A 20,704-nucleotide genomic window follows, 5' to 3' on the forward strand; every position below is an offset into this window, starting at 1 on the left:
GGAAGTCCCACGGATACATTGCATTCGTGAACGCTGCGGCAATGGTGCCGGGGCGGCGGACCTACTCGAACGCTGATGACGACTGACTCCCGACGCCCGGGCACGCTACCCATCCCCTCCATGCGGCCGCACTGTTCCGACCAGGAATGGCAGGCCCGTGTCGACCTTGCCGCCTGTTATCGGCTGGTTGAGCTCTACGGCATGGCCGACATGATGGCCAACCACATCTCGGCCCGCGTGCCGGGCGAAGACAACGCCTTCCTCATCAACCCCTACGGCATGATGTACGAAGAGATCACGGCGTCCAGCCTGATCAAGGTGGACCTGGACGGCACCATCCTGGCCAAACCCGATTTCGGCGACATGGACTACGGCATCAACAAAGCCGGCTATGTGATTCACAGCGCGGTGCACGCGGCGCGCCATGAGGTCGATTGCGTGATCCACACGCACAGCTGGGCGTCGATGGCGGTGGCGTCGCTGGATTGCGGCTTGCTGCCGCTCACGCAGACGGCCATGCGCTTTCTGAAGATTGGGTATCACGATTACCAAGGCGTGGTGCTGGACCTGCAAGAGCAGGAATCGCTGTTGAAGGATCTTGGCCAGGGCGAAGCGCTGATCCTGCGCAACCACGGCGCGCTGACCGTGGGCCGCACCGTGGGCGAGGCTTTCAACTGGATGCACCGGCTTGAGCTTGCCTGCCGCGCCCAGCTGGCCGCCATGGCCACCGGCTCGCCGTTGCGGCAGGTCAGCCCAGCCGTGCTGGAAGAAACCTGGAACAACTACCAGCCCGGCACCCGGCGCCCGTACGGCGTCATGGAGTGGCCGGCCCTGCTGCGCAAACTGGACCGCATGGACCCCGGGTTCCGGGACTGAAGTGTCGGACTGAAGTGTCGGACTGAAACCCCGGACTGAAACCCGGGGACTGAACTCCAAAGCGCCGGCCGACGTGGCGGCACGGCGCTCGCAAGCCCAAACGACAACCACGAACGGAGACAACAATGAACACTGCCCGAGCCCTGCTCGCCGCCGCAGCGGCGGCCTGCGCCTGTACCGTACCGCCCGCGATGGCGGCGGACTATCCCGACAAGCCCGTCAAAGTGATCGTGGCGTTCACCGCCGGCGGCACCACCGACACGCTAACGCGCAGCATGTCCAATGCGCTGGCGAAGAAGCTCGATCAGCCCTTCGTCGTAGAAAACAAGCCCGGCGCGGGCGGCAACATCGGCACGGAATATGTGGTGCGCGCCGCGCCCGACGGGCACACCTTGATCGTGAATTCCGTCGGCCCCATTGCGGTTAACGCGTCGCTGGCCAAGCTGTCGTTCGACCCGCTGACCGATCTGGTGCCCATGGTGCAAATCGCCACCGTACCAAACGTGCTGGTCGTGCCGCCGTCGTCCCCCGCGAAGGACATCAAGAGTTTTCTGGCGTACGTGAAAACGGCGAAGCACCTGAACTACAGCTCGACCGGCGTGGGCACGTCGTCGCATCTGTCCAGCTACATGCTGATGGATGAGCTGGGCGTGCAAGCCACGCATGTGCCGTACAAAGGCGCCGACGCGGTCAACGACCTGCTGGCCGGGCGCATCGATTTCATGTTTGCGACCATCCCATCCGTGATCGGGCAAATTCGCGCGGGCAAGCTGCGCCCGCTGGCCGTCAGCACCCTGCAACGGTCGGCAACGCTGCCCGAGCTGCCCACCATCGCCGAGTCCGGCTATCCGGGCTTTGATGCGGGCTCGTGGTTTGGCTTCTTCGGCCCCAAAGGCACGCCGCCCGCCGTGGTGGACGTGATCAACCGCGAAGTGAATGCCGCCCTGCCCTCGCTGAAATCGCAGATGCTGCACGAAGGCGCGGAACCGGTTGGCGGCACGCCCGCGCAGTTCTCGACGTTCATTCGCAGCGAACACGACAAATGGGCCGCGCTGGTGCGCAAGTTCCAACCCAATCCCAACTGAAGCCCGCCGCGGGCAGTTAACCCTAATGACGCAACACGACGACATCCGCATCCTCTGCTCGCCCGCCGCCGCTGACACGCTGCGGCAGGCGCTGCCCCATGATGGCCGGCGCTATACCCTGCGCCATCCCGAGCCCGGACAAGCCTGCGATGCGCAAGTGGCCTTTGTGTCGCGCGACATCACGGGCGCATCCACCAAGTTCAGCATCACGCCCGACACGGCGCGCTACTACGAGGCGATGCGCCACGCGCCGGCGCTGCGCTGGGTGCATGTGCATTCGGCGGGCGCCGACCGCGAGATCTATCAAAGCCTGCATGCGCGCGGCGTCACCATCACCACGTCCCAAGGCGCCACGGATGCCGTCGTGGCGCAAACCGCCATCGGCGGCGTGCTGGCGCTGGCGCGCCGGTTTCCGCTGCTGGCGGCTGACCAGCGTGACCGTGCCTGGCGTCCGCTGCTGGGCGCCCGCACGCCGCGCGACCTGTCTGGCCAGCATGCGGTGCTGGTCGGCTGGGGCGGCATCGGGCAGCGCATCGGCGCGCTGCTGATGGCGCTGGGGTTGACGCTGACCGTCGTCCGGCATTCGGCTACCGCTGTGCCACAAGCGCGCCGCACGGCGGCCTATGGCGACCTGCCGGGCCTGCTTCATGATGCCGACTGGCTGGTGCTGGCATGCCCGTTGACACCGGCCACGCGCGAACTCGTCAGCCGCGACGCCCTGGCCGCCCTGCCCGCCCACGCCATGGTGGTCAACGTGGCGCGCGGCCATGTCATCGACGAGCCCGCGCTGATCGATGCGCTTGCCCATGGCCGTCTGGGCGGCGCGTTTCTGGACGTGTTCCAGCAGGAACCGCTGCCACCGGACTCCCCGCTATGGGGGCTGGACAATGTCATCGTCACGCCGCACAGCGCGGGCTTCTCGGACGGCAACGCGGCGCGAGTGCGCGAATTGTTCCTGAATAATCTGCGCCGCTGGGCGCAAGGTGAACCGCTGATCAATCCCCTGATCGGCTGACATCGGCAAACTTCAGCTGACGCCGCTCGAAGCAAAAAAGCCCGGACCAACGTCCGGGCTTTTTGCTGTTTGCGTCGCGGCGATCAGCGTTGCAACGGCGCCTTGGCCGTTTCCTTCGCCGCCAGCAGCGCCACCGCCGTCACGGCCAACGCAGCCGCCACGTACAGCGAAATAGCCAGCGTTGAATTCCACGACTTGTACAGGCTGGCGATGATCAGCGGCGCAAACCCGCCGCCCACAATGCCCGCCAGCGTGTACGCCAACGACGACCCGGCGTAGCGCACCCGGCCCGGGAACTGTTCGGTGATGAATGCGGCTTGCGGGCCGTACATCAGAGCGTGAATCAACAGGCCCACCACCACCGCCGCGCAAATGGCGATGGGGTGCGCCGTGTCCATCAGCACAAAGAACACGAACGCCCAGATCATGCCCAGCACCGCGCCCAACAGATACACCGGACGGCGGCCGATCTTGTCGGACAGCGCGCCGCACAGCGGCACCGCGATGGCGTTGAGCGCCGCGCCCAGCATCGTCGCCGTCAGCGCCATGGGCCGCGACAAGTGCAGCACCGTCGTCACGTAGGTCAACGTGAAAACGACCACCAGCGCATACAAGACGTCGGAGCCAATGCGCGAACCGCCCGCGATCAGCAACTGGCGCCAGTGCTGGCCCAGCACTTCCTTGATGGGCGTGCTGGCGGTTTCCCGCTTTTCTTCCATCTCCCGAAACACCGGCGTTTCTTCGACGCCGCGGCGCAGCCACAAGCCGAACATCACCAGCGCCACGCTGGAGACGAACGGCACGCGCCAGCCCCACGACTGAAAATCTTCCGCGCTGAGAAATGCGGTGACGATGGCGATGAAGCCCGTGCCGATCAGCGTGCCGCACGACGGCCCAACCTGCGTGAACGAGGCGTTGCGGCCACGTTGGTGCGGCTTGCCATGTTCCATCGACAACAGCACCGCGCCCGCCCATTCGCCGCCCAAGGCCACGCCCTGCACGAAGCGCAACGCCACCAGCGCCACTGGCGCCCAGACGCCCCACGAGGCATAGGTGGGCAGCAGCCCCATCAGCCCGGTCGAAATGCCCATGATGACCAGGGTGGCAACCAGCACGAACTTGCGGCCCAGGCGGTCGCCCAGATGGCCGAAGACGAAGCCGCCCAGCGGCCGCGACACATAGCCCACCGCGTACGTCGAGAAGGCCAGGATGGTGCCCGTCAGCGGATCGAACGACGGGAAGAAGATCGAGTTGAAGACCAGCGCCGCCATCAGGTTGTAGATGGTGAAGTCGTACCACTCCAGTGTGGTGCCGACCGAGCTGGCCATTGCCAGCCGGCGCATCTTGTTGGGCGCACCGGCGGTGTCGGCCGCGGCCGACGCCGCGGGCAAGGTGTGTTCAGCCATGAGGTTCCCCTTGTTTTGTGATTCAGTGTTAGCGCAGATCGGACGCGTTCAGCTTCCAGCCCAGCTCAAGCAGCCAGGCTTGGGACGCGTCGGTCTTGAAGGCGGCGGCGGCCTGGTCACGCAAGGCCAATGCGCCCGCTTCGGTGCTGGCTTCCACGATGAAGATCGGCGCCAGCTGGCGCTGCTCGGTGGATTCACGCGGCAGCGGCGTGCTGAGCACCGGGTCAGGCACCAGCAGGTACGACTGCACGAAGCCATCCGCGCCTGACAACATCAGGCCCAGCTCGCGCGCCTGCACGATCAAGGCTTCGGCGGTATCCTTCATCGGCAAGGGCAGCACCACCAGTTGGCTGCCGCTGCCCGCGCCGATGACGGCTTCGACCGCGCACACGCGGCGCATCGGGTCGCGCATGCGGTCCAGGTTGGCCACCGACCACGGCGTCTGGCGTTCGAACGCGGCGCGGTAGTCGGCGGTGGTGAAGGCGCCCAGCGATTCGGTGCGGTACAGGCCCAGGTACTTGCGCCCGCCGTGGCGCGACACATAGCGTGCGCCAGACAGAAAGCCGGGAATGCGCACGCGTTCTTCCACGTGTTCGCGGTCGTACCAGCGGTTGAAATCGGGTTCGTCGGCGGCGGCCACGTCAGAAGCGACGAACAGCAGGCCATTGGGAAGCGAGGCAGAGGCGGCGGAATAGCTCATAAGCGGAAGACCAGGGTTCCAACAATTTCGGAAGGCCCAATCTTCGTCCGCCAGGCGGGGCGGCGACAAACGAGTAATTCTTCCTCACGGCAACAGAATTACTGAGCGCCACCCTAGGGATAACACTATTGCGCAGACCCGAAACGCGGCGCCACCACCGATGTCGTGAACTGGTCAGACGCGCGGCTGGCCAGCTCCGCCACCAGCCGGATGGCGTCCGACCCGGCGCTTTCCAGATAGCTCACCACCAGCAGTTGCGGCGGCACGGGCACGTCACTGCGGATGACCTGCACTTCGCCGCGCGCCACGTATTCATACATGGGCGGCAGCGGCACCAGTGCCCGGCCAAAGCCGCTTTTCACCAGCCGCGCCAACGCCGACATCGAGCTCACGCAGTGCACCTTGCCTTGCGGCATGCCCGCTTCGCGATACAGCGCCTTCAAGGCCTCATGCGGTTGCGAACCCGGGCTCATCGTCAACACCGGCTCGCTCAGCAGTTGCTGCACGGTCAGCGATGGCTCGTCGCCCGCCGGCCCCACCCAGCCCATTTCCATCGGCAGGCAGGCGGTGCTGATGATGCCCGTGTCGCTGAGCAAATCGGTTTGCAGGGCGATGTCCAGCGTGCCTTCGCGCAAACCGCGATGCAGTGCGCGCGTGGTTTCGGATGTCAGCTGCACCTCGATGCCGGGATAGGTGGACTTCAGGTTCGTCAGGAAACCGATCAGCCACGTGTGCACCACGGTTTCGATCGCGCCAATGCGGACCAGGCCGAACACTTCGTCGCCGCGCTTGCCCAGCGACAGGATCTGCTGGCGGATTTCCAGCAGCCGTTCGCCGTAGTCCAGCAGCCGCGTGCCCACGGCTGTCAGGCGCAATTCCTTGGCGTCGCGCTCGAACAGCCGCGCGCCGATATCTTCTTCCAGCGAGGCAATGCGATTGGCCACGGCGGCCTGGGTGATGTGGAGACGGTCGCTGGCGGCCCGGAAACTGCCCAGGCGCGCCGACCAGAGAAAGGCTTCGACGAAACGCGTATTCATGATCCATGGCGCCGCGTGACGGCGCTCAACTCTTTTGCAAGCTCCGCGACGGCGGGCCACGGCATGGCGACCATGCTACCGCCTTCCAGGCCGCTGCGCCGTGGCTGCTCCGGCCTGGAAGGCGCTAGCGGTTGCTTCTGGCGGACTGCCGCCGCGTTATGTCCCCTTCTATGGTGCGGCATGCACCAATGTGGCGCGCGCAAGGCACCAGCCCGATGCCCCGCGCCCCCGCGCCCCAGGGCGGAGCCGGCTTGCGCAAACCTGGCACGCGTTTTGCTTGATGACTGGTATGCAAGCTTGTCTACAAGACAGGCAACCGATCACTGCAACCCAGAACTCACCCCGCGCCCTTCAGGAGCCCTCATGATCAACCGCAATGCGTCCTTCGCTTTCAACGCCACCCGCCGCCGCCTGATTCAAGGGGCCGCAATGGGCGCCGCGACGCTGGCCGCTCCCGCGCTGGTGCGTGCGCAATCGGGCCCGGTGATCCGCATCGGCTTCTGGCCGGTTGCCGCCGGCCTGCCGTTCTACGCCGCGGTTGAGAAAGGCTATTTCAAGGAAGCGGGCCTGAACGTCGAACCGCTGAAGTTCGCCGGCGCGCAGCAGGTCATGGAAGCCATGCTGGCGGGCCGCGCAGACGGCAGCGCCAACGGCACGGGCTCGGCCAACCTGGCCATTGGCGAAATCGCGTCGCCCGGCTTGTTCAAGATTTTTGCGTCCAACCCCAGCAACGCCAAGAACGTGCTGGATGAGTTCATCGTCGCGAAAGACAGTCCCATCAAATCCATAGCAGACCTCAAGGGGAAAAAGGTCGGATCTGGACCCGGCATCCAGAACGCCACGCTGGCCAAAGCAGTACTGGAGCGCGCCGGCGCAACCGGGGCAACCGTGGTCGAGTTGGCAATCAGCCAGCACGTCGCCGCGGTTGCCGCCGGCCAGTTGGATGCGTGCTACACGCTGGAGCCCACGGGCACGGTGGGCCGCTTGAACGGCACCACGCGCGTGCTGGAAACGGGCGTCATCGCCAAGTATGTATTGGGCGATCCGATGGCGCCGTGGTTCGGCGGGTCGGCCTCGCTGACCACCGCCTTCCTGAAGAAGCACCCCGAGGAAAGCAAGAAATTCATCGCCGCCTACGCGCGCGGCATCGAACTGATCCGCACCAAGCCGGCCGAGGCGCGCCCCTTCATGAAGGGCTACACCGCCATCGAAGGCCCCATGACCGAAGAAGTGCCGCTGGCCGCCTACACGCTCTACAACGAGTTCACGGCAAGCGACATCCAGTACTTCCAGAAATTCTTCGACCTGTTCACCGACAAGGGCATCTTCGCGCAAAAGGTCGACGTGTCGAGCATGCTTTATAAGGGCTGACCCATGCCAGCAACGACCGCAACTTCCGCAGCGGCAGCGGCAACGGGAAGCACCGTGGCCGTGGCCGTCGCACCAACGAAGGCATCGAGCGCCATGACATCCCCCTCCGCCACGAGCGCTGCGCCCGCCAAGCAGCCGCCTCGCAAATTCAACGGGACGCGGTTTCTGCCGCTGATCGGCCCCCTGGCGCTGTTCATCGTGTGGGACCTGGTGGTGCGCCTGCAACTCGTCAGCCCCGTGCTGCTGCCCACGCCCAGCGCCACCATCGTCGCGCTGGTCAAGGGCCTGGCGGGCGGCCCGCTGCTGTGGGACTTCCTGGCGTCCTTGAACCGCACGTTGCAGGCGTTTGTGATTGCCGGCGTGATTGGCGTGCCGCTGGGCGTGCTGTTGGGCAGCAATGAAAAGGCGTATCGCAGCGTGGAGTTCCTGGTGGACTTTTTCCGCTCGACACCGTCGTCTGCGCTGATCCCGTTGTTCCTGATGATCTTCGGCGTGACCGACATGAACAAGATCGCCATCGCCGCGTTTGCGGCCGTGCTGGTGATTCTGTTCAACAGCGCCTATGGCGTCATCAATGCGCGCAAGCAGCGCGTGATGGCGGCGCGGGTGATGGGCGCCTCGCGTTGGCAGATCTTCAAAGACGTGCTGATCTGGGAAAGCCTGCAACCCACGTTCGTGGGCCTGCGCAGCGGGGTGTCGATGGCGCTGGTGATCGTGATCGTGGCCGAGATGTTCATCGGGTCCGACAGCGGCCTGGGCAATCGCATCATCAATGCCCAGCAGGTGTTGAACGTGCGCGAGATGTACGCGGCCATCTTGGCTGCGGGCGCCTTGGGCTATGTGCTGAACATCCTTTTTCTTGTGCTGGAAAAGCGCGTGGTCCATTGGAGCGGCCGATAAATGTCCACCGTCATCAACCCCATCATCGCCCCCGGCCCTGCCGCCGCGCCCTTTGCGCCCGGCCCGCTGGGCACGCACATCACCATCCGCGGCCTGACCAAGTATTTCGCGGGCTGGCCGCTGTATGAAGACTTCAACCTGGACATCCCCAAGGGCAAGATCGTCTCGGTGTTCGGCCCCAACGGCTGCGGAAAATCCACGCTGATCAACATGATCGCGGGGCTGATTCCCATCGACGCAGGCGAGATCCTGTTCGACGGCAAGTCGCTGGCGCAGACGAAGATCGGCTACGTGTTCCAGAACTATCGCGAGGCCATGTTCCCGTGGCTGCGCACCATCGACAACATCGCGTACCCGCTGCGTCTGGAAGGCCGCAGCAAGGCCGAAGTGGATGCGCGCGTGGAAGAGCTGGTGGCGTCGTTTGACGTCAAGTTCGACCTGAAGCGGTATCCCTATGAATTGTCGGGCGGGCAGCAGCAGACGGCGTCCATCATGCGGGCGCTGGCCCCCGGCCCCGAAGTGCTGTTCCTGGACGAGCCGTTCTCGGCGCTGGACTTCGAGATGACGCTGTTCATCCGCGAAAAACTGCAAGAAGTGTTCTTGCAGACGGGCACGACCATGCTGCTGGTGTCGCACGACCTGGAAGAGGCCGTGTACCTGGCGGACCAGGTGCTGCTCTTGACCAAGCGGCCCACGCGCGTGGCCGAGATTCTGGACTACACCGACGCCCGCCCCCGCACCGTGGAAACCTTGTCGGAACCCAGCTTCATCCAGATGAAGAAACTGAGCCTGGAGATCTTCCAGCGCGAAGTGCGCAAGTGATTTTGAGTACGCTTTAACCCCCAGCAGCAACCATCCAGTCTATCGGGAGCATCCGCCATGACCCAGGAAACCATCGATCAATACGTGCGTAGCGCCTTGGCGTTATCGGGCTACGCGCTGCGCGAATCCACCACGGCGGAAGTCGTGCAGCAGTTCTCGCGCATCCACGACATTGCGGCCAGCTTCGTTGACGAGCCGCTGCCGGTGGAACTGGAATCGGCTTCGGTGTTCCGTCCGTGAGCGGCCCCGCCATCGACATCGCCCGCCAGGTCGCCAGCGGCGAACGCACCGCCGTTGCGGTGCTGGACGCCACGCTGGCCGGCGTGCGCGCGCGCGATCCCCACTACAACAGCTTCACGCTGGTCACCGAAACCCGCGCGCGCCAGGAAGCCGCCGCCATCGACGCGCGCCGCGCTCGCGGCGAGGCCTTGCCGCCGCTGGCGGGCGTGCCGTACGCCGTCAAGAATCTGTTCGACATCGCCGGCGAAGTGACACTGGCGGGCGGGAAGGTCAACGCGTCCAATCCCCCTGCCCGGCACGATGCCCGCCTGGTCACGCGTCTGCGCGATGCGGGCGCCGTGCTGATCGGCGCGCTGAACATGGACGAGCACGCCTACGGCTTCACCACGGAAAACTCACACTACGGCGCCTGCCACAACCCGCATGACGTGACCCGCATAGCGGGCGGATCGTCCGGCGGCAGCGCGGCGGCCGTCGCGGGCGGACTGGTGCCGCTGACGCTGGGGTCGGATACCAATGGCTCCATCCGCGTGCCGGCGTCGCTGTGCGGCATCTTCGGCCTGAAGCCCACGTATGGCCGCCTGCCGCGCACGGGGTCGTTTCCCTTTGTGGGCAGCCTGGATCATCTGGGTCCCTTCGCGGCCAGCGCCAGCGACCTGGCCGCCGCCTATGACGCACTGCAAGGGCCGGACGCGGATGACGCCGCGTGCGCGCAACGCGCGGCTGAGCCCGTGCTGCCGACGCTTGCCCACGGCGCGCGCAAGCTGCGCGTGGCGGTGCTGGGCGGCTACTTCCATGACTGGGCCGGCCCGCAAGCCCGCCGCGCCGTCGAGATCGCCGCGCGTGCATTGGACGCCACCGCCATCGTCGAACTGCCCGGCGCCACGCAAGCCCGCGCCGCCGCGTTCATCATCACGGCAGCCGAAGGCGGCGCCTTGCATCGCGGCAAACTCATCACGCATTACGACGACTACGAACCCAATTCGCGCGACCGCCTGGTGGCTGGCAGCCTGGTGCCTGCGGCCTGGGTGCAGCAGGCGCAACGCATCCGCCACCGCGTCTACCGCGAGGCGCTGGCGCTGTTCGACCAGTACGACGTACTGATCGCGCCTGCCACACCCGTGTCGGCCACGCCCATCGGCACCGACTGGCTGACGCTGGCCGGCAAGGAACTGCCCGCGCGCGCCAGCATGGGCTTGTTGACGCAGCCCATCTCGTGCATCGGCCTGCCTGTCTGCACCGCGCCCACCTGGCCGGAAACGGAACAGGACGGCCACTTGCCGTTGGGCGTGCAACTGATCGGCGCGCCCTGGCGCGAGGCCGATTGCCTGAGCGCCGCCTATGCGCTGGAACAAGCCGGCGCCGCACGCGTGCGGCCCGTCTGACCGATCAGCCCCTTCGCCACGTTCTCACGCTCGATTCGCACCCAAGGCCACGCAATGGAAACCGCTTTCGCCGCCATCGACATGCCGCGCACCCTGGCCGATTCGGCCTATAGCGCGCTGAAACGCGACATCCTTGATTTCCGGCTGGCGCCGGGCGACCGCTTCACCGAAACCGAAATCGCCGACCGCTTGCAGGTCAGCCGCACGCCGGTTCGCGAAGCCTTGTTCCGGCTCGAGCGCGAAGGCTATCTGGAAGTGCGCCAGCGCAACGGCTGGCTGGTGAAGCCCCTGGACTTCAACACGCTGGACCACTTCTACGAACTACGCAGCGTGCTGGAAACCGCCGCGGTGCACGCGTTGTGCGCGCCCGGCCAGGGGCCAGACCCGCTACGCGCGCTGCAATCGCTGGCGGACGTCTGGCTGGTCGATGAAAGCGGCCATTCGAGCGACGGCGAATGGCTGGCCGACCTGGACGAACGCTTCCATATCGACCTGGTGGCGGCGGCCGGCAACCCCGAAATCTCGCGCGTGCATCGCGCGGCCACGGAACGTATCCGCATTGTGCGCAGGCTGGACTTCACGCAGCAGGACCGCATCCACAAGACATATGAGGAACACGGCGCGATTCTGCGCGCCGTGCTGGCTCGCGATGCGGCCAGCGCCGTGCCGCTGCTGCAAGCGCATATCCAGGACAGTCAGAACGCCGTGCGCAAGATCACCTTGCACCGGCTGTATTCCACGCGCCATGCGAAGGCGGCATGACGCGCGGAGCACGCTGCGTGTTTCGCCGCATAACGCGCGCAGCACGCTGAGTGTTTCGCCGCATAACGCCCCGCATCACCCCGCGCGCAGCCAGCGTTGCAGCACGCGCGAGATGACGGGGATGCAGATGAACACCATGATCGGCGTCAGGATCACGCTTGTGATCAGCACGCGCCAGAACACCGGCAGGATGCTCAAGTGCTCGCTGACCAGAATCGAGAACACCAGCAGCACCGGAAAGTAAGCCAGCCAGATGCTGACGGCTTGCTTCCAGCGCGGCGGCGCGCTGGCGGCGGTGGGCGCGAACCAGCTGTCCGTGCCGCTGACCTTGCGTTCATGGCTGGCGCGTACCAGCTTCGCGCCGCGTTCGAGCCACATGCGCCGCGGCAGCGACTTTTCCCAACGGTTCAGGCTCGCCTCATCCGTGAAGCGCAGCACGATCTGATATTGGTCGCCGCCTTCGGGCGGTTGCAGCACGCCCGAGCCCAGAAAGCCGGGAAAGCCCGCCGCCAGAATTTCGCCCTGGCGCATCCAGGACAGAAAATCGCTATAGCGTTCAGGCGCAATATGGCGGGTGACCAGCATGGTGACCGGGGCGGAAACAGCGGAACTGGACATGATGGAACTCCTGGGCAGCGGGTGTAGCTTGTTATGTCGTGCGGTGCAGCGCAAATGCAATCTGAATGCAGTGCGAATGCAGTAGTAACCCTAGCAAGCTGCGTGCCAGGTATTCGGCATCGCTTTTTCCCCCGGGGCGAGTGCGCATCAACGGAGCCCGTTGGAATTGACGCACCGCAGCAGACACCATATTGGTGATTACCCCTACAACTCGCACCGTTTTGGTGCAACCGGAGTCTTACGCATGGACATCAATTTGCCCGACGTCGTGGCTGAAGTGACAGCCGCATTTGAGCAGTATGAAACGGCGCTGGTCGCGAACGACGTCGAGGTGCTGGACACGCTGTTCTGGAACAGCCCGCATACGCTGCGCTACGGCGCCAGCGAAAACCTGTATGGCTACGACGCCATCCGCGCATTTCGCGCCGGACGTTCGCCGCAAGGCCTGGCCCGCCGCGTGCTGCGCACCGCCATCACCACCTACGGCACCGACTTCGCCACCGCCAACCTGGAATTCCAGCGCGACGGCAGTGACCGCATTGGCCGTCAGAGCCAGACATGGATGCGCACACCGCAAGGCTGGCGCGTGGTGTCCGCGCATGTCAGCCTGATGAGCTGAAGCGTTGGCCGGACCGCGCAGGGCACGGCATAACACTGAAGCGTTGGCCGGACTGCACTAGACGCGGCATAACGATCGTTGGCCGCACCGCGCTAAACGCGGCATAACAATATGTGCAATCAGGATTGAGCACGTCACCGTCCAGGTCTACACTGGACTTTCCCTTTTCCGTTGGAGCCCCCACCCATGAGCACATACAAGATTGCGGTTTTCGTCGGAAGCCTGCGTGCCGCATCGATCAATCTGCGACTGGCGCGTGCGCTGGAAAAGCTGGTCCCTGCCGACTTCAAGTTTGAGTATGTGAGCCTGGGCGACATCCCGCTCTACAACCAGGACAACGAGAACAACCTGCCCGCGCCGGCTGCCAAGCTGAAGCAACAGATCGCCGATGCGCAAGGCATCCTTTTCGTCTCCCCCGAACACAACCGTTCGCTGCCCGCCGCACTGAAAAATGCCATTGACTGGGGCTCGCGCCCGTGGGGCCAGAACTCGTGGCCGGGCAAAGCCGTGGGCATTGTCGGCGCCTCGCCCAGCGCTGCGGGTACGGCGATGATGCAGCAGCACCTGCGCAACATCCTGGCCGCCGAAGGCGCCAACGCGCTCACCACACCGGAAGTGTTCTTGCAGTACGCAGAAGGCCTGGTCGATGATCAGTTCACCATCACCAACGAAGGCACGCGCAAATTCCTGCAAGGCTGGATCGACCGCTACGTCGACTGGGTCAAGAAACAGAACGCCTGATCGCCGCCGCTGCCGGCAGCGCGCAAGCCTGCCGGCGCCGATCGCCCGATCTACCTCCGGGCGATCAAGCCCCCCGATACGTCGGGGGGCTTTTTTTATAGGACGAATCCGTCACTGCACGCCACGCGTACGGCCGAGCCACTGACTATCATTCAAGGGTTCAGTGGCTTGCCATGCATTTTGGCGGAGGAGTGATGGTCATCCCGTTCTTGATACTCAGCCCACTTGCGATGATGTGGCTGTTGGCGCTCTGGCATCACCCGCCTGCACGACGGCAAGTCCGCGTTGTGTGGCACATTTTCTTGCACGCCCTGACAAAGCCCGTAGGAAAACAGCGGGATGCCTTTGCACACTTCTTCGCTGGCATCGCGATTGCAAGCGGGGTGGGCGCCACCTCCGTCGCATTTGAGACCCACCCGGAACTAACGGCGTGGACATGGTATTTAAAACTCGCCGCGCTGATTGTGGTGCTGATTGTGGCGTTGTCGCTAGCCAGCCTTTGCTACATCAGGCACCACCCTCGCAGGCATCAAGGAGACAAACATGGTGTTCGGTACCCTCGTTATGGTGGGCTTGTGCGCCGCCCTGATCGTCTTCGGCTTGTACGTCGGCACCAACATCATCAAGGCTGACCGCAAGGCGCGGCTCCAGGAATTGCGGCGCCGCCGGCAATGGCGCCGGCCTGTATAACCGGCGCGATAAGCCGTGCCCAGCGGATAGGCTCCACACTTATCCCCGCCAACTGTGGAGAAGGTTGAGGACAGTCTTGGGGTAGAGTCAAAATTCCCTGCCCTGCCAAGCACTTGCAAGGGCTGATCAAACACTGCGCAATCCTCCTTTTGGATGAGTTTTGGCGTGTTTATTCACAAAAAGCCTGGATGTCCGTCCAGGCTTTTTTCATACCTGCTTTCGCATGTGGATTTGTCCCAGCATTCTGTGGACAAGCATGAGGACAGTCTGAGGGCAGGTCGGAAATAGCCTGTAATATCAATGCCCTGCAGGGGGTGGTCAAGAAAGGCCCATTGCCGCGTTTTGACGCCCGGGGTTGTCCCCGCCAAATGTGGATAAGCCTGAGGACAGTATGCAGGTACTCGCGAAAAACCCTTGCACACCAACGACTTGCAGGATGCGGGCAAGAAACGCTCAACGGGGCATCGTCGCCGCCCTGCCCGCCAGACCCTCGCCACACTCGCCATCCGCTGGGGATAACGGCATAGGCTTGTCCCCATGGAATGTGGACAAGCCTATGAACAGTCGGATAACAAGCCTGAAAAATCCTTACCCGACAAGCACTTGGAAGGCGTGGTCAAAAAAGATGCAACGACGGAATTACTTGTCGCCTTCCAGACGCATGCCGATCTTCAAACCGACCTGCCAGTGCGCCACTTTGCCGTCCTTGATGTGGCCACGCACTTCGGTGACCTCGAACCAATCCAGATTGCGCAGCGTTTCCGAAGCACGCTCGATCGCTTTGGCGATGGCGTCGTCGGTGGACTTGGTGGAAGAACCCACCAATTCTATTTGCTTGTACACATGATTCGACATAGCTCGTCTCCGCTAAGGGGGGTGAGTTGTGAATCGCCGGCGTGCGGCCATGTTCCGGTGCTTACGACCGGCAATCCATTCGAACTCACAGCATACGCCCGCCGCGCGGTCGTGGTGTTACGAGTTTCGTCGCACAGTCTCGACCCGCGACGATCTGCGCGGCGCATTGAAATGCATCTGCCCAGGAGCGAGCTAGCCCGCGTCGAACTGCCTGAAGCGTTCCTGCAAAAACTCGCGCATGCGTTTGACGGCGGGTGACAGCAGCATGCGATGCACGCACAGCAGGTAGAGCGGCGACGGCTCGGTGACGTAGTCGGGCAGCAGTTCAACCAGCCGGCCCGCGCGCAGGTCGGACAGCACGTCGTAGCGCGACTTGTAGGCGATGCCGTGGCCGGCCAGCGCCCAGCGGCGCACCAGGTCGCCATCGTCGCCGACGCGGTCGCCCTTGATGGGCACGGTGGTACTGGTGCCGTCGCGTTCGAACGTCCAGCGGTCGTGCAGGGTTTCGCCCAGCACGAAGGACAGGCAATTGTGGCGGCGAAGGTCGGCCGGTGCTTGCGGCACGCCATGGCGCGCCAGATACGCGGGTGATGCACACACCACGCGGCGGTTGTGTTCGGCCAGCGGCAAGGCCACCAGCGCGGAATCGTTGGGCGTGCCGTAGCGGATGGCGATGTCGACCGGCTGGCGGTACAGATCCGCAAGCCGGTCGCTGATGCGCACCTGGAAGCTCACGCGTGAATGCTGCTGCTGAAAGTCATCCAACCACGGCAACAGCACATTGCGCCCCAGATCAGACGGTATCGAAACGGACAGCGTGCCAGAGATGGCGGTCTTGTCGCGCGCCATGGCGTTCTTGCCCGCTTCCAGCGTCGCGATCGCCGAGCGCGCGTACTCCAGGTAACGCTCGCCGTCGCCGGTCAGGCGCAGGCTGCGTGTGGAGCGCACGAACAATCGGGTCTCAAGCGTCAGTTCCAGGCGCTTGAGCGCAGCACTGGCGACGGCGGGCGTCAGATCCAGTTCCCGCGCGGCGGCCGAAAAACTGCCGTGGTCGGCCGCCGCCACAAAGATCCTCAAGTCCTCGAACCGGACCATGATTGCCCCATTTTCAAAAAATTATTGAAACTGAGTGCGATGCTAGCCGGTTTTTCATCGCTGCAGAGTGGGTAATCATGGACCCGTTTCCCCCACATTCCTGGAGTCACCGCAATGAAGATCGAACTGAACGGCAAGAAGGCCCTGGTCACCGGATCGTCCGGCGGCATCGGGCTGGCCATCGCTTTCGGGCTGGCTGAAGCAGGCGCAGAAGTCGTGCTGCACGGGCGCAGCGCCGACAAGCTGGCGCATGCAGCAGCCGCCATCGTGCAGAAATTTCCGGACGCCAAGATCGGCACCGTGCAAGCCGACCTGGCCACCGCCGACGGCGCGGCTTCGCTGTCCGCCGCGCATCCCGACGTGGACATCCTGGTCAACAACGCCGGATTCTTCGCGCCCAAGTCCTTTACCGAAATCACCGACGACGACTGGCAGCAGATGCTGGACACCAACGTCATGAGCGGCATCCGGCTATCGCGCTACTACCTGCCGCGCATGATGGCGGCCAACTGGGGCCGCATTGTCTTCATCTCTAGCGAATCCGGCGTGCAGATTCCCGCCGAGATGATCCATTACGGCGTCAGCAAAACCGCGCTGCTGGGCGTGTCGCGCGGCTTGGCCGAACTCACGGCCGGCACCGGCGTCACGGTCAACGCCGTGTTGCCCGGCCCCACGCGTTCCGAAGGCGTGTCGGATTTCTTCGCCGAAATGGCCAAGGAGCAAGGCGTGTCGCAAGACGAGATGGAACGCGACTTCATCGCCCAGCATCGCCCGACGTCGCTGCTGCGCCGCCTGGCCACCGTGGACGAAGTAGCCAACATGGTCGTCTACACCTGCTCCACCCAGGCCGCCGCCACCAATGGCGCGGCGCTGCGCGTCGATGGCGGCGTGGTCCGCTCAATCCTCTAAGCAATCGCCCCTAACTCTCAAACGAGCCCCAACCCCATGAAAGCCATCGCCTATTTCAAGAACCTGCCCGCGGACAACGCCGACGCACTGCAAGACATCACCCTTGACGCCCCCACCCCCGGCGACCACGACCTGCTGGTCGACGTACACGCCATTTCCGTCAACCCCGTGGACGTGAAGATCCGCGCCAACCGCGCCCCCAAAGACGGCAAGCCCGAAGTCATCGGCTGGGACGTCGCAGGCGTGGTGCGTGCCGTGGGCGCCAAGACCAGCCTGTTCAAGCCGGGCGACCGAGTCTGGTACGCCGGCGCGCTGAACCGGCCGGGGGCCAACAGCGAGCAGCACGTGGTGGACGAACGCATCGTCGGCCGCATGCCCGAGAGCCTGGACTTCGCTCAGGCCGCGGCGCTGCCGCTCACCACCATCACCGCCTGGGAACTGCTGTTTGACCGGTTGCGCGTGCTGGACAACAACGCCCCCAGCCAGCGCACCCTGCTCATCATCGGCGCAGCCGGGGGGGTGGGATCGATCCTGACGCAACTGGCCCGTCAACTGACCGGCCTGACGGTGATCGGCACCGCCTCGCGCCCCGAGACCCAGGCATGGGTGCGCGAACTGGGCGCGCACCACGTCATCGACCACAGCAAGCCGATCACGGATGAACTCAAACGCATCGGCGTGAACCAGGTGGATTTCATTGCCGGCCTGACCCACACCGACAAACACTTCCCGCAACTGGCGGAGGCGATTGCGCCGCAGGGCAAGATCGCGCTGATCGACGACCCCGCCGCCATCGACGTGCGCCTGCTGAAGGGCAAGTCTGCGTCACTGCACTGGGAGTTCATGTTCGCGCGGCCGCTGCACAATACGCCCGACATGATCGCTCAGCACGAACTGCTGAACCAGGCCGCCCGCCTGATCGACAACGGCACGCTGCGCACGACGCTGGGCGAGCACTACGGCACGATCAACGCGGCCAACCTGCGCCGCGCACACGCCTTCATCGAAAGCGGCAAGGCACAGGGCAAAGTGGTGCTGGAAGGGTTCTGACCCCGAAAGCCCGGCGAGACCTCCGGGCGGGGTTACGCCCGGGTGTAGTCCCGGGTGTAGTCCCGGGTCCAGTCCGGGCTTAGCCCAAGGATTTCACCCAGCGGTTTCGCCCGGGTTTCGCCAAACCCTCTCGCCAGCGCCGCCCGAAAGCAGTACAACCTCGTTCGACCCTGCCCCACGCACCTTGAACGGAGTTTCCCCTGCTTGCCCATCTCATAGACCAGACGCTGGAACCGGTCCTCTGGGCCATGGTCGCGTTCACGTTGCTGATGCTCCGGCTCTTTCCACTGCAAGGGTGGAAGGCCATCATCGTTGCAGGTTTTTCGGCGGGGCTGGTGTTCGACACCATTCAATTCCGCGTCGGGCCGCCGCGGCTCTGGGACGCGCAGGTGCTGGCGTCCGTTCTGGCCGCCCTGGCCGTCGCCACTATATTGGGAACTGCCTTCCACCTGCTGCAACGCGCCCGCGCCGCGCGGCTGCCTGCCAGCCGATAAGCGCGGCCTTCGCAGAACTGTTCTGCGTAACGGTGGGGTAATCGGCAAGTCCGATAAAAATTATCATCGACGACAGTGACAACCCAAGGCTGGCGAACTAGCGCCAGCCGCCCCAGCTGCCCATGACAAGACGCAAAGCCGGCCCGCAGAAGGCTCGGACAGGCATGGCGGCGGGAACAAGGAGACAGACAATGTTCAAGCTCACGCGCCGCGGCTTCATCGCGGCCGGCACCCTCATGATGCTTAGCCCGGCCCTGCGCGCCGCCCCCAAGCCCGTGACCCTGATCGTGCCTTACGCCGCGGGCGGCCCCAATGACAACTTCGCGCGGCTGCTGGCGGAAGGCATGAGCGCGCAGTTGGGCGTGCCGTTTATCGTCGAGAACAAGCCCGGCGCCAACGGCATCATCGGCGCTGCCCTGGTTGCGCGTGCGCCCGCCGACGGCAACATGCTGCTGATGGGCGGCTCCGGCCCCGTGTCGCTGAACGTGCTGCTGCGCCCCAGCCTGCAATACCGCTTCGACAGCTTCGATTCGGTGGCCATGATGTTCGATGGGCCATTGACCATCACCGTGCCCGCCACCATCGGCGTGAATTCCATCGCGGACCTGGTCGCCTACGCCAAGAAGGAAAACCGCGCGCTGACCTATGGTTCCTTGGGGCCGGGCAGCGTCACCGATCTGTACGGGCTGATCCTGTCGAAGACGCTGGGCATCCCGCTGACCGCCGTGCCCTACAAGAGCACGCCGACGAGCCTCATCGACCTGATCACCGGCCGCAACGACTTGTCTTACATGACGCCCATCGCGTTGGCCGATCACCAGAAGGCGGGCGCCGTGAAGATCCTGGCCTTGACGACCGATCAACGCGACCCTGCCCTGCCCGATGTGCCATCGGTGGCCGAGCTGGGCTATCCACAATTGAAGGCCAGCTACTGGACGGGCCTGCACGCTCCCAAAGGCACGCCCGCCAATGTGATCCAGGCCTATTCCGCCGCCGCCATCAAGACGGTTCAATCCGAGAGCTTCCGCCAATTGCTCGTCACCAACGGGCAGACCGAGAAAGCCGGCGGCCCGCAAGCCCTGGACGCCCAACTGGACGCCGACCGCCAATACTGGGGCAAGGTCATCCAGGAAAACCACATCGTTCTGGACTGAACGACAGGTTTCCGCCCGCAAACAAAGCCCGCCAAATCTGGCGGGCTTTTTCATGCATGCAGGCGACCACCTGCCACGGTTATTGCAGCCGCACCGGCGCAATCCGATGGGTCGCCGAGTTGAAATTGATAACAGGCTGCGCCGCGCGGCACGCCGTCTTGCGGATCTTGCCCACGATCAAATCATGCGTGCCCAGCACTTCGGTGCAGACGATATCGCATTCGATACTGGCCAGCGCATCCGGCAACACCGGCGTGCCTTGCTCGTTCATCACCCAGCCGCCCTGCGCAAACCGCGCCACGCCCTGCGGCTGGCCCAGAAACGCCTGCATGACGGCTTCGTGCCCTTCGCCCAGCACGTTGGCCACGAAGCGGCCATGGCGCAGCAAGGGCTCGCGCGCCGATGACGTTTGCTGAACGAAGAAGCCGACCATCGGCGGGTCCGCCGAAATCGACGTCAGGCTCGACACGATCATGCCGGCCACGTGCTCGCCATCGCCCGTGGTGACGGCGCTGATGCCGGCCGGCAGCGACCGCATCGCCGCCTTGAAGTCATCCACCGACACCACCTCGTCATGCTCGTTGACCACCATGTGCGCGCGGATATCGCCACGTTCGTCCACCCATCCGTGACGCGCCGCATCGTCCACCATCGCGGAAAAATCCGCTTCCCACTTCGGGTCGCCCGCGTGTTGCGACAAGAAGCGCAGCACCGAGGGCGACAAGCGCACATGGCGCTCGTCTTCGCGCCGCCCCACCCGGGCAATCGCGTGCTCAAGCCGTTCGCGCGGCTGCGGATCGGCCAGTACATCCAGCCGCCGGAAGTCCGCGGGATGGCGCAGCGTGATGGCGCCCGCGTTGCTCAGATAGATCTGCATGGT

Annotated in this window: 23 protein-coding genes; 16 read left to right on the top strand and 7 right to left on the bottom strand. The window is 64.6% G+C overall.

Annotated features, from left to right (window positions below):
- Window positions 1-75 precede the first annotated feature (75 nt).
- The 3 genes from HV765_RS29385 to HV765_RS29395 all read left to right on the top strand — a co-directional run bounded on the left by HV765_RS29385 (window position 76) and on the right by HV765_RS29395 (window position 2,976).
- A complete protein-coding gene (locus HV765_RS29385) occupies window positions 76-876 on the top strand; it encodes a class II aldolase/adducin family protein (RefSeq protein WP_175171769.1) in 801 nt (266 codons plus the stop codon).
- Window positions 877-1,001: 125 nt separating this feature from the next.
- The gene (locus tag HV765_RS29390) at window positions 1,002-1,961 is read left to right on the top strand and encodes a Bug family tripartite tricarboxylate transporter substrate binding protein (RefSeq protein WP_054426587.1); all 960 of its coding nucleotides are present in this window, start codon (window positions 1,002-1,004) and stop codon (window positions 1,959-1,961) included.
- Between the two features lie 25 nt (window positions 1,962-1,986).
- The gene (locus HV765_RS29395) at window positions 1,987-2,976 is read left to right on the top strand and encodes a D-2-hydroxyacid dehydrogenase (RefSeq protein ID WP_175171771.1); all 990 of its coding nucleotides are present in this window, start codon (window positions 1,987-1,989) and stop codon (window positions 2,974-2,976) included.
- An 83-nt stretch (window positions 2,977-3,059) separates the two neighbouring features.
- Here the strand turns inward: HV765_RS29395 and HV765_RS29400 are convergent, their stop codons facing one another.
- The 3 genes from HV765_RS29400 to HV765_RS29410 form a co-directional block, all read right to left on the bottom strand.
- On the bottom strand, window positions 3,060-4,382 hold the full coding sequence (locus HV765_RS29400) for an MFS transporter (RefSeq protein WP_175171773.1): 1,323 nt from the start codon (window positions 4,380-4,382) through the stop codon (window positions 3,060-3,062).
- Between the two features lie 28 nt (window positions 4,383-4,410).
- The gene (locus tag HV765_RS29405; protein WP_175171775.1) at window positions 4,411-5,082 is read right to left on the bottom strand and encodes a DUF4286 family protein; all 672 of its coding nucleotides are present in this window, start codon (window positions 5,080-5,082) and stop codon (window positions 4,411-4,413) included.
- Window positions 5,083-5,207: 125 nt separating this feature from the next.
- Window positions 5,208-6,119: a LysR family transcriptional regulator gene (locus tag HV765_RS29410; protein ID WP_175171777.1), complete on the bottom strand. Its 912-nt coding sequence runs from the start codon at window positions 6,117-6,119 to the stop codon at window positions 5,208-5,210.
- A gap of 363 nt (window positions 6,120-6,482) precedes the next feature.
- Between HV765_RS29410 and HV765_RS29415 the strand changes: the two genes are divergently transcribed.
- The 6 genes from HV765_RS29415 to HV765_RS29440 all read left to right on the top strand — a co-directional run bounded on the left by HV765_RS29415 (window position 6,483) and on the right by HV765_RS29440 (window position 11,599).
- Window positions 6,483-7,490, top strand: coding sequence for an ABC transporter substrate-binding protein (locus HV765_RS29415; protein ID WP_175171778.1), 1,008 nt, complete (start codon window positions 6,483-6,485; stop codon window positions 7,488-7,490).
- Window positions 7,491-7,583: 93 nt separating this feature from the next.
- Window positions 7,584-8,390: an ABC transporter permease gene (locus HV765_RS29420; RefSeq protein ID WP_054426593.1), complete on the top strand. Its 807-nt coding sequence runs from the start codon at window positions 7,584-7,586 to the stop codon at window positions 8,388-8,390.
- Complete coding sequence (locus tag HV765_RS29425) at window positions 8,391-9,212, top strand: ABC transporter ATP-binding protein (protein ID WP_054426594.1); 822 nt, start codon at window positions 8,391-8,393, stop codon at window positions 9,210-9,212. It abuts the gene before it with no gap.
- A 57-nt stretch (window positions 9,213-9,269) separates the two neighbouring features.
- On the top strand, window positions 9,270-9,452 hold the full coding sequence (locus HV765_RS29430) for a DUF4089 domain-containing protein (RefSeq protein WP_054426595.1): 183 nt from the start codon (window positions 9,270-9,272) through the stop codon (window positions 9,450-9,452).
- Entirely contained in the window at window positions 9,449-10,837 is a 1,389-nt protein-coding gene (locus HV765_RS29435) for an AtzE family amidohydrolase (RefSeq protein WP_175171780.1), read from the top strand. The genes HV765_RS29430 and HV765_RS29435 overlap by 4 nt, the downstream gene beginning before the upstream one ends.
- A gap of 54 nt (window positions 10,838-10,891) precedes the next feature.
- Window positions 10,892-11,599, top strand: a complete 708-nt coding sequence (locus HV765_RS29440; protein WP_054426597.1) for a GntR family transcriptional regulator — start codon at window positions 10,892-10,894, stop codon at window positions 11,597-11,599.
- Window positions 11,600-11,674: 75 nt separating this feature from the next.
- Here the strand turns inward: HV765_RS29440 and HV765_RS29445 are convergent, their stop codons facing one another.
- On the bottom strand, window positions 11,675-12,217 hold the full coding sequence (locus HV765_RS29445) for an antibiotic biosynthesis monooxygenase (protein ID WP_054426598.1): 543 nt from the start codon (window positions 12,215-12,217) through the stop codon (window positions 11,675-11,677).
- A 244-nt stretch (window positions 12,218-12,461) separates the two neighbouring features.
- On the opposite strand from HV765_RS29445, the gene hpxZ reads away from it, so the two are divergent.
- From hpxZ to HV765_RS29460, 3 genes are all read left to right on the top strand, one after another.
- Window positions 12,462-12,836 (top strand): oxalurate catabolism protein HpxZ, encoded by a 375-nt coding sequence (gene hpxZ, locus HV765_RS29450; RefSeq protein ID WP_054426599.1) that lies wholly within the window; start codon window positions 12,462-12,464, stop codon window positions 12,834-12,836.
- Window positions 12,837-13,022: 186 nt separating this feature from the next.
- Window positions 13,023-13,577, top strand: coding sequence for an NADPH-dependent FMN reductase (locus HV765_RS29455; protein WP_054426600.1), 555 nt, complete (start codon window positions 13,023-13,025; stop codon window positions 13,575-13,577).
- A 543-nt stretch (window positions 13,578-14,120) separates the two neighbouring features.
- Window positions 14,121-14,267, top strand: coding sequence for a hypothetical protein (locus HV765_RS29460; RefSeq protein WP_156336903.1), 147 nt, complete (start codon window positions 14,121-14,123; stop codon window positions 14,265-14,267).
- A gap of 639 nt (window positions 14,268-14,906) precedes the next feature.
- Here HV765_RS29460 and HV765_RS29465 read toward each other — a convergent pair.
- Window positions 14,907-15,122: a dodecin gene (locus HV765_RS29465; RefSeq protein ID WP_054426601.1), complete on the bottom strand. Its 216-nt coding sequence runs from the start codon at window positions 15,120-15,122 to the stop codon at window positions 14,907-14,909.
- Window positions 15,123-15,314: 192 nt separating this feature from the next.
- Window positions 15,315-16,217, bottom strand: coding sequence for a LysR family transcriptional regulator (locus HV765_RS29470; RefSeq protein WP_054426602.1), 903 nt, complete (start codon window positions 16,215-16,217; stop codon window positions 15,315-15,317).
- 114 nt (window positions 16,218-16,331) lie between these two features.
- On the opposite strand from HV765_RS29470, the gene HV765_RS29475 reads away from it, so the two are divergent.
- The 4 genes from HV765_RS29475 to HV765_RS29490 all read left to right on the top strand — a co-directional run bounded on the left by HV765_RS29475 (window position 16,332) and on the right by HV765_RS29490 (window position 19,824).
- Window positions 16,332-17,126, top strand: a complete 795-nt coding sequence (locus HV765_RS29475) for an SDR family NAD(P)-dependent oxidoreductase (RefSeq protein WP_175171782.1) — start codon at window positions 16,332-16,334, stop codon at window positions 17,124-17,126.
- A gap of 36 nt (window positions 17,127-17,162) precedes the next feature.
- Complete coding sequence (locus tag HV765_RS29480; RefSeq protein WP_175171784.1) at window positions 17,163-18,176, top strand: zinc-binding alcohol dehydrogenase family protein; 1,014 nt, start codon at window positions 17,163-17,165, stop codon at window positions 18,174-18,176.
- 248 nt (window positions 18,177-18,424) lie between these two features.
- Window positions 18,425-18,670 carry a hypothetical protein gene (locus HV765_RS29485; RefSeq protein WP_175171786.1) on the top strand — a complete coding sequence of 82 codons (246 nt, stop codon included), beginning with the start codon at window positions 18,425-18,427 and terminating at the stop codon, window positions 18,668-18,670.
- Window positions 18,671-18,861: 191 nt separating this feature from the next.
- Window positions 18,862-19,824 (top strand): tripartite tricarboxylate transporter substrate binding protein, encoded by a 963-nt coding sequence (locus tag HV765_RS29490; protein ID WP_054426606.1) that lies wholly within the window; start codon window positions 18,862-18,864, stop codon window positions 19,822-19,824.
- A 79-nt stretch (window positions 19,825-19,903) separates the two neighbouring features.
- Here HV765_RS29490 and HV765_RS29495 read toward each other — a convergent pair whose 3' ends face one another.
- Window positions 19,904-20,701, bottom strand: coding sequence for a flavin reductase family protein (locus tag HV765_RS29495; protein WP_175171787.1), 798 nt, complete (start codon window positions 20,699-20,701; stop codon window positions 19,904-19,906).
- Between the last annotated feature and the right edge of the window lie 3 nt (window positions 20,702-20,704).

The sequence above is a fragment of the Achromobacter kerstersii genome, assembly GCF_902859595.1.
Classification (GTDB): Bacteria; Pseudomonadota; Gammaproteobacteria; order Burkholderiales; family Burkholderiaceae_B; genus Achromobacter; species Achromobacter kerstersii.

What these genes read in the sequence shown, in the direction of transcription:
- HV765_RS29385 (WP_175171769.1), top strand. Translation starts at nt 76, where the DNA reads ATGACGACTGACTCCCGACGCCCGGGCACGCTACCCATCCCCTCCATG.
- HV765_RS29390 (WP_054426587.1), top strand. Translation starts at nt 1,002, where the DNA reads ATGAACACTGCCCGAGCCCTGCTCGCCGCCGCAGCGGCGGCCTGCGCC.
- HV765_RS29395 (WP_175171771.1), top strand. Translation starts at nt 1,987, where the DNA reads ATGACGCAACACGACGACATCCGCATCCTCTGCTCGCCCGCCGCCGCT.
- HV765_RS29400 (WP_175171773.1), bottom strand. Translation starts at nt 4,382, where the DNA reads ATGGCTGAACACACCTTGCCCGCGGCGTCGGCCGCGGCCGACACCGCC.
- HV765_RS29405 (WP_175171775.1), bottom strand. Translation starts at nt 5,082, where the DNA reads ATGAGCTATTCCGCCGCCTCTGCCTCGCTTCCCAATGGCCTGCTGTTC.
- HV765_RS29410 (WP_175171777.1), bottom strand. Translation starts at nt 6,119, where the DNA reads ATGAATACGCGTTTCGTCGAAGCCTTTCTCTGGTCGGCGCGCCTGGGC.
- HV765_RS29415 (WP_175171778.1), top strand. Translation starts at nt 6,483, where the DNA reads ATGATCAACCGCAATGCGTCCTTCGCTTTCAACGCCACCCGCCGCCGC.
- HV765_RS29420 (WP_054426593.1), top strand. Translation starts at nt 7,584, where the DNA reads ATGACATCCCCCTCCGCCACGAGCGCTGCGCCCGCCAAGCAGCCGCCT.
- HV765_RS29425 (WP_054426594.1), top strand. Translation starts at nt 8,391, where the DNA reads ATGTCCACCGTCATCAACCCCATCATCGCCCCCGGCCCTGCCGCCGCG.
- HV765_RS29430 (WP_054426595.1), top strand. Translation starts at nt 9,270, where the DNA reads ATGACCCAGGAAACCATCGATCAATACGTGCGTAGCGCCTTGGCGTTA.
- HV765_RS29440 (WP_054426597.1), top strand. Translation starts at nt 10,892, where the DNA reads ATGGAAACCGCTTTCGCCGCCATCGACATGCCGCGCACCCTGGCCGAT.
- HV765_RS29445 (WP_054426598.1), bottom strand. Translation starts at nt 12,217, where the DNA reads ATGTCCAGTTCCGCTGTTTCCGCCCCGGTCACCATGCTGGTCACCCGC.
- hpxZ (WP_054426599.1), top strand. Translation starts at nt 12,462, where the DNA reads ATGGACATCAATTTGCCCGACGTCGTGGCTGAAGTGACAGCCGCATTT.
- HV765_RS29455 (WP_054426600.1), top strand. Translation starts at nt 13,023, where the DNA reads ATGAGCACATACAAGATTGCGGTTTTCGTCGGAAGCCTGCGTGCCGCA.
- HV765_RS29460 (WP_156336903.1), top strand. Translation starts at nt 14,121, where the DNA reads ATGGTGTTCGGTACCCTCGTTATGGTGGGCTTGTGCGCCGCCCTGATC.
- HV765_RS29465 (WP_054426601.1), bottom strand. Translation starts at nt 15,122, where the DNA reads ATGTCGAATCATGTGTACAAGCAAATAGAATTGGTGGGTTCTTCCACC.
- HV765_RS29470 (WP_054426602.1), bottom strand. Translation starts at nt 16,217, where the DNA reads ATGGTCCGGTTCGAGGACTTGAGGATCTTTGTGGCGGCGGCCGACCAC.
- HV765_RS29475 (WP_175171782.1), top strand. Translation starts at nt 16,332, where the DNA reads ATGAAGATCGAACTGAACGGCAAGAAGGCCCTGGTCACCGGATCGTCC.
- HV765_RS29480 (WP_175171784.1), top strand. Translation starts at nt 17,163, where the DNA reads ATGAAAGCCATCGCCTATTTCAAGAACCTGCCCGCGGACAACGCCGAC.
- HV765_RS29485 (WP_175171786.1), top strand. Translation starts at nt 18,425, where the DNA reads ATGGTCGCGTTCACGTTGCTGATGCTCCGGCTCTTTCCACTGCAAGGG.
- HV765_RS29490 (WP_054426606.1), top strand. Translation starts at nt 18,862, where the DNA reads ATGTTCAAGCTCACGCGCCGCGGCTTCATCGCGGCCGGCACCCTCATG.
- HV765_RS29495 (WP_175171787.1), bottom strand. Translation starts at nt 20,701, where the DNA reads ATGCAGATCTATCTGAGCAACGCGGGCGCCATCACGCTGCGCCATCCC.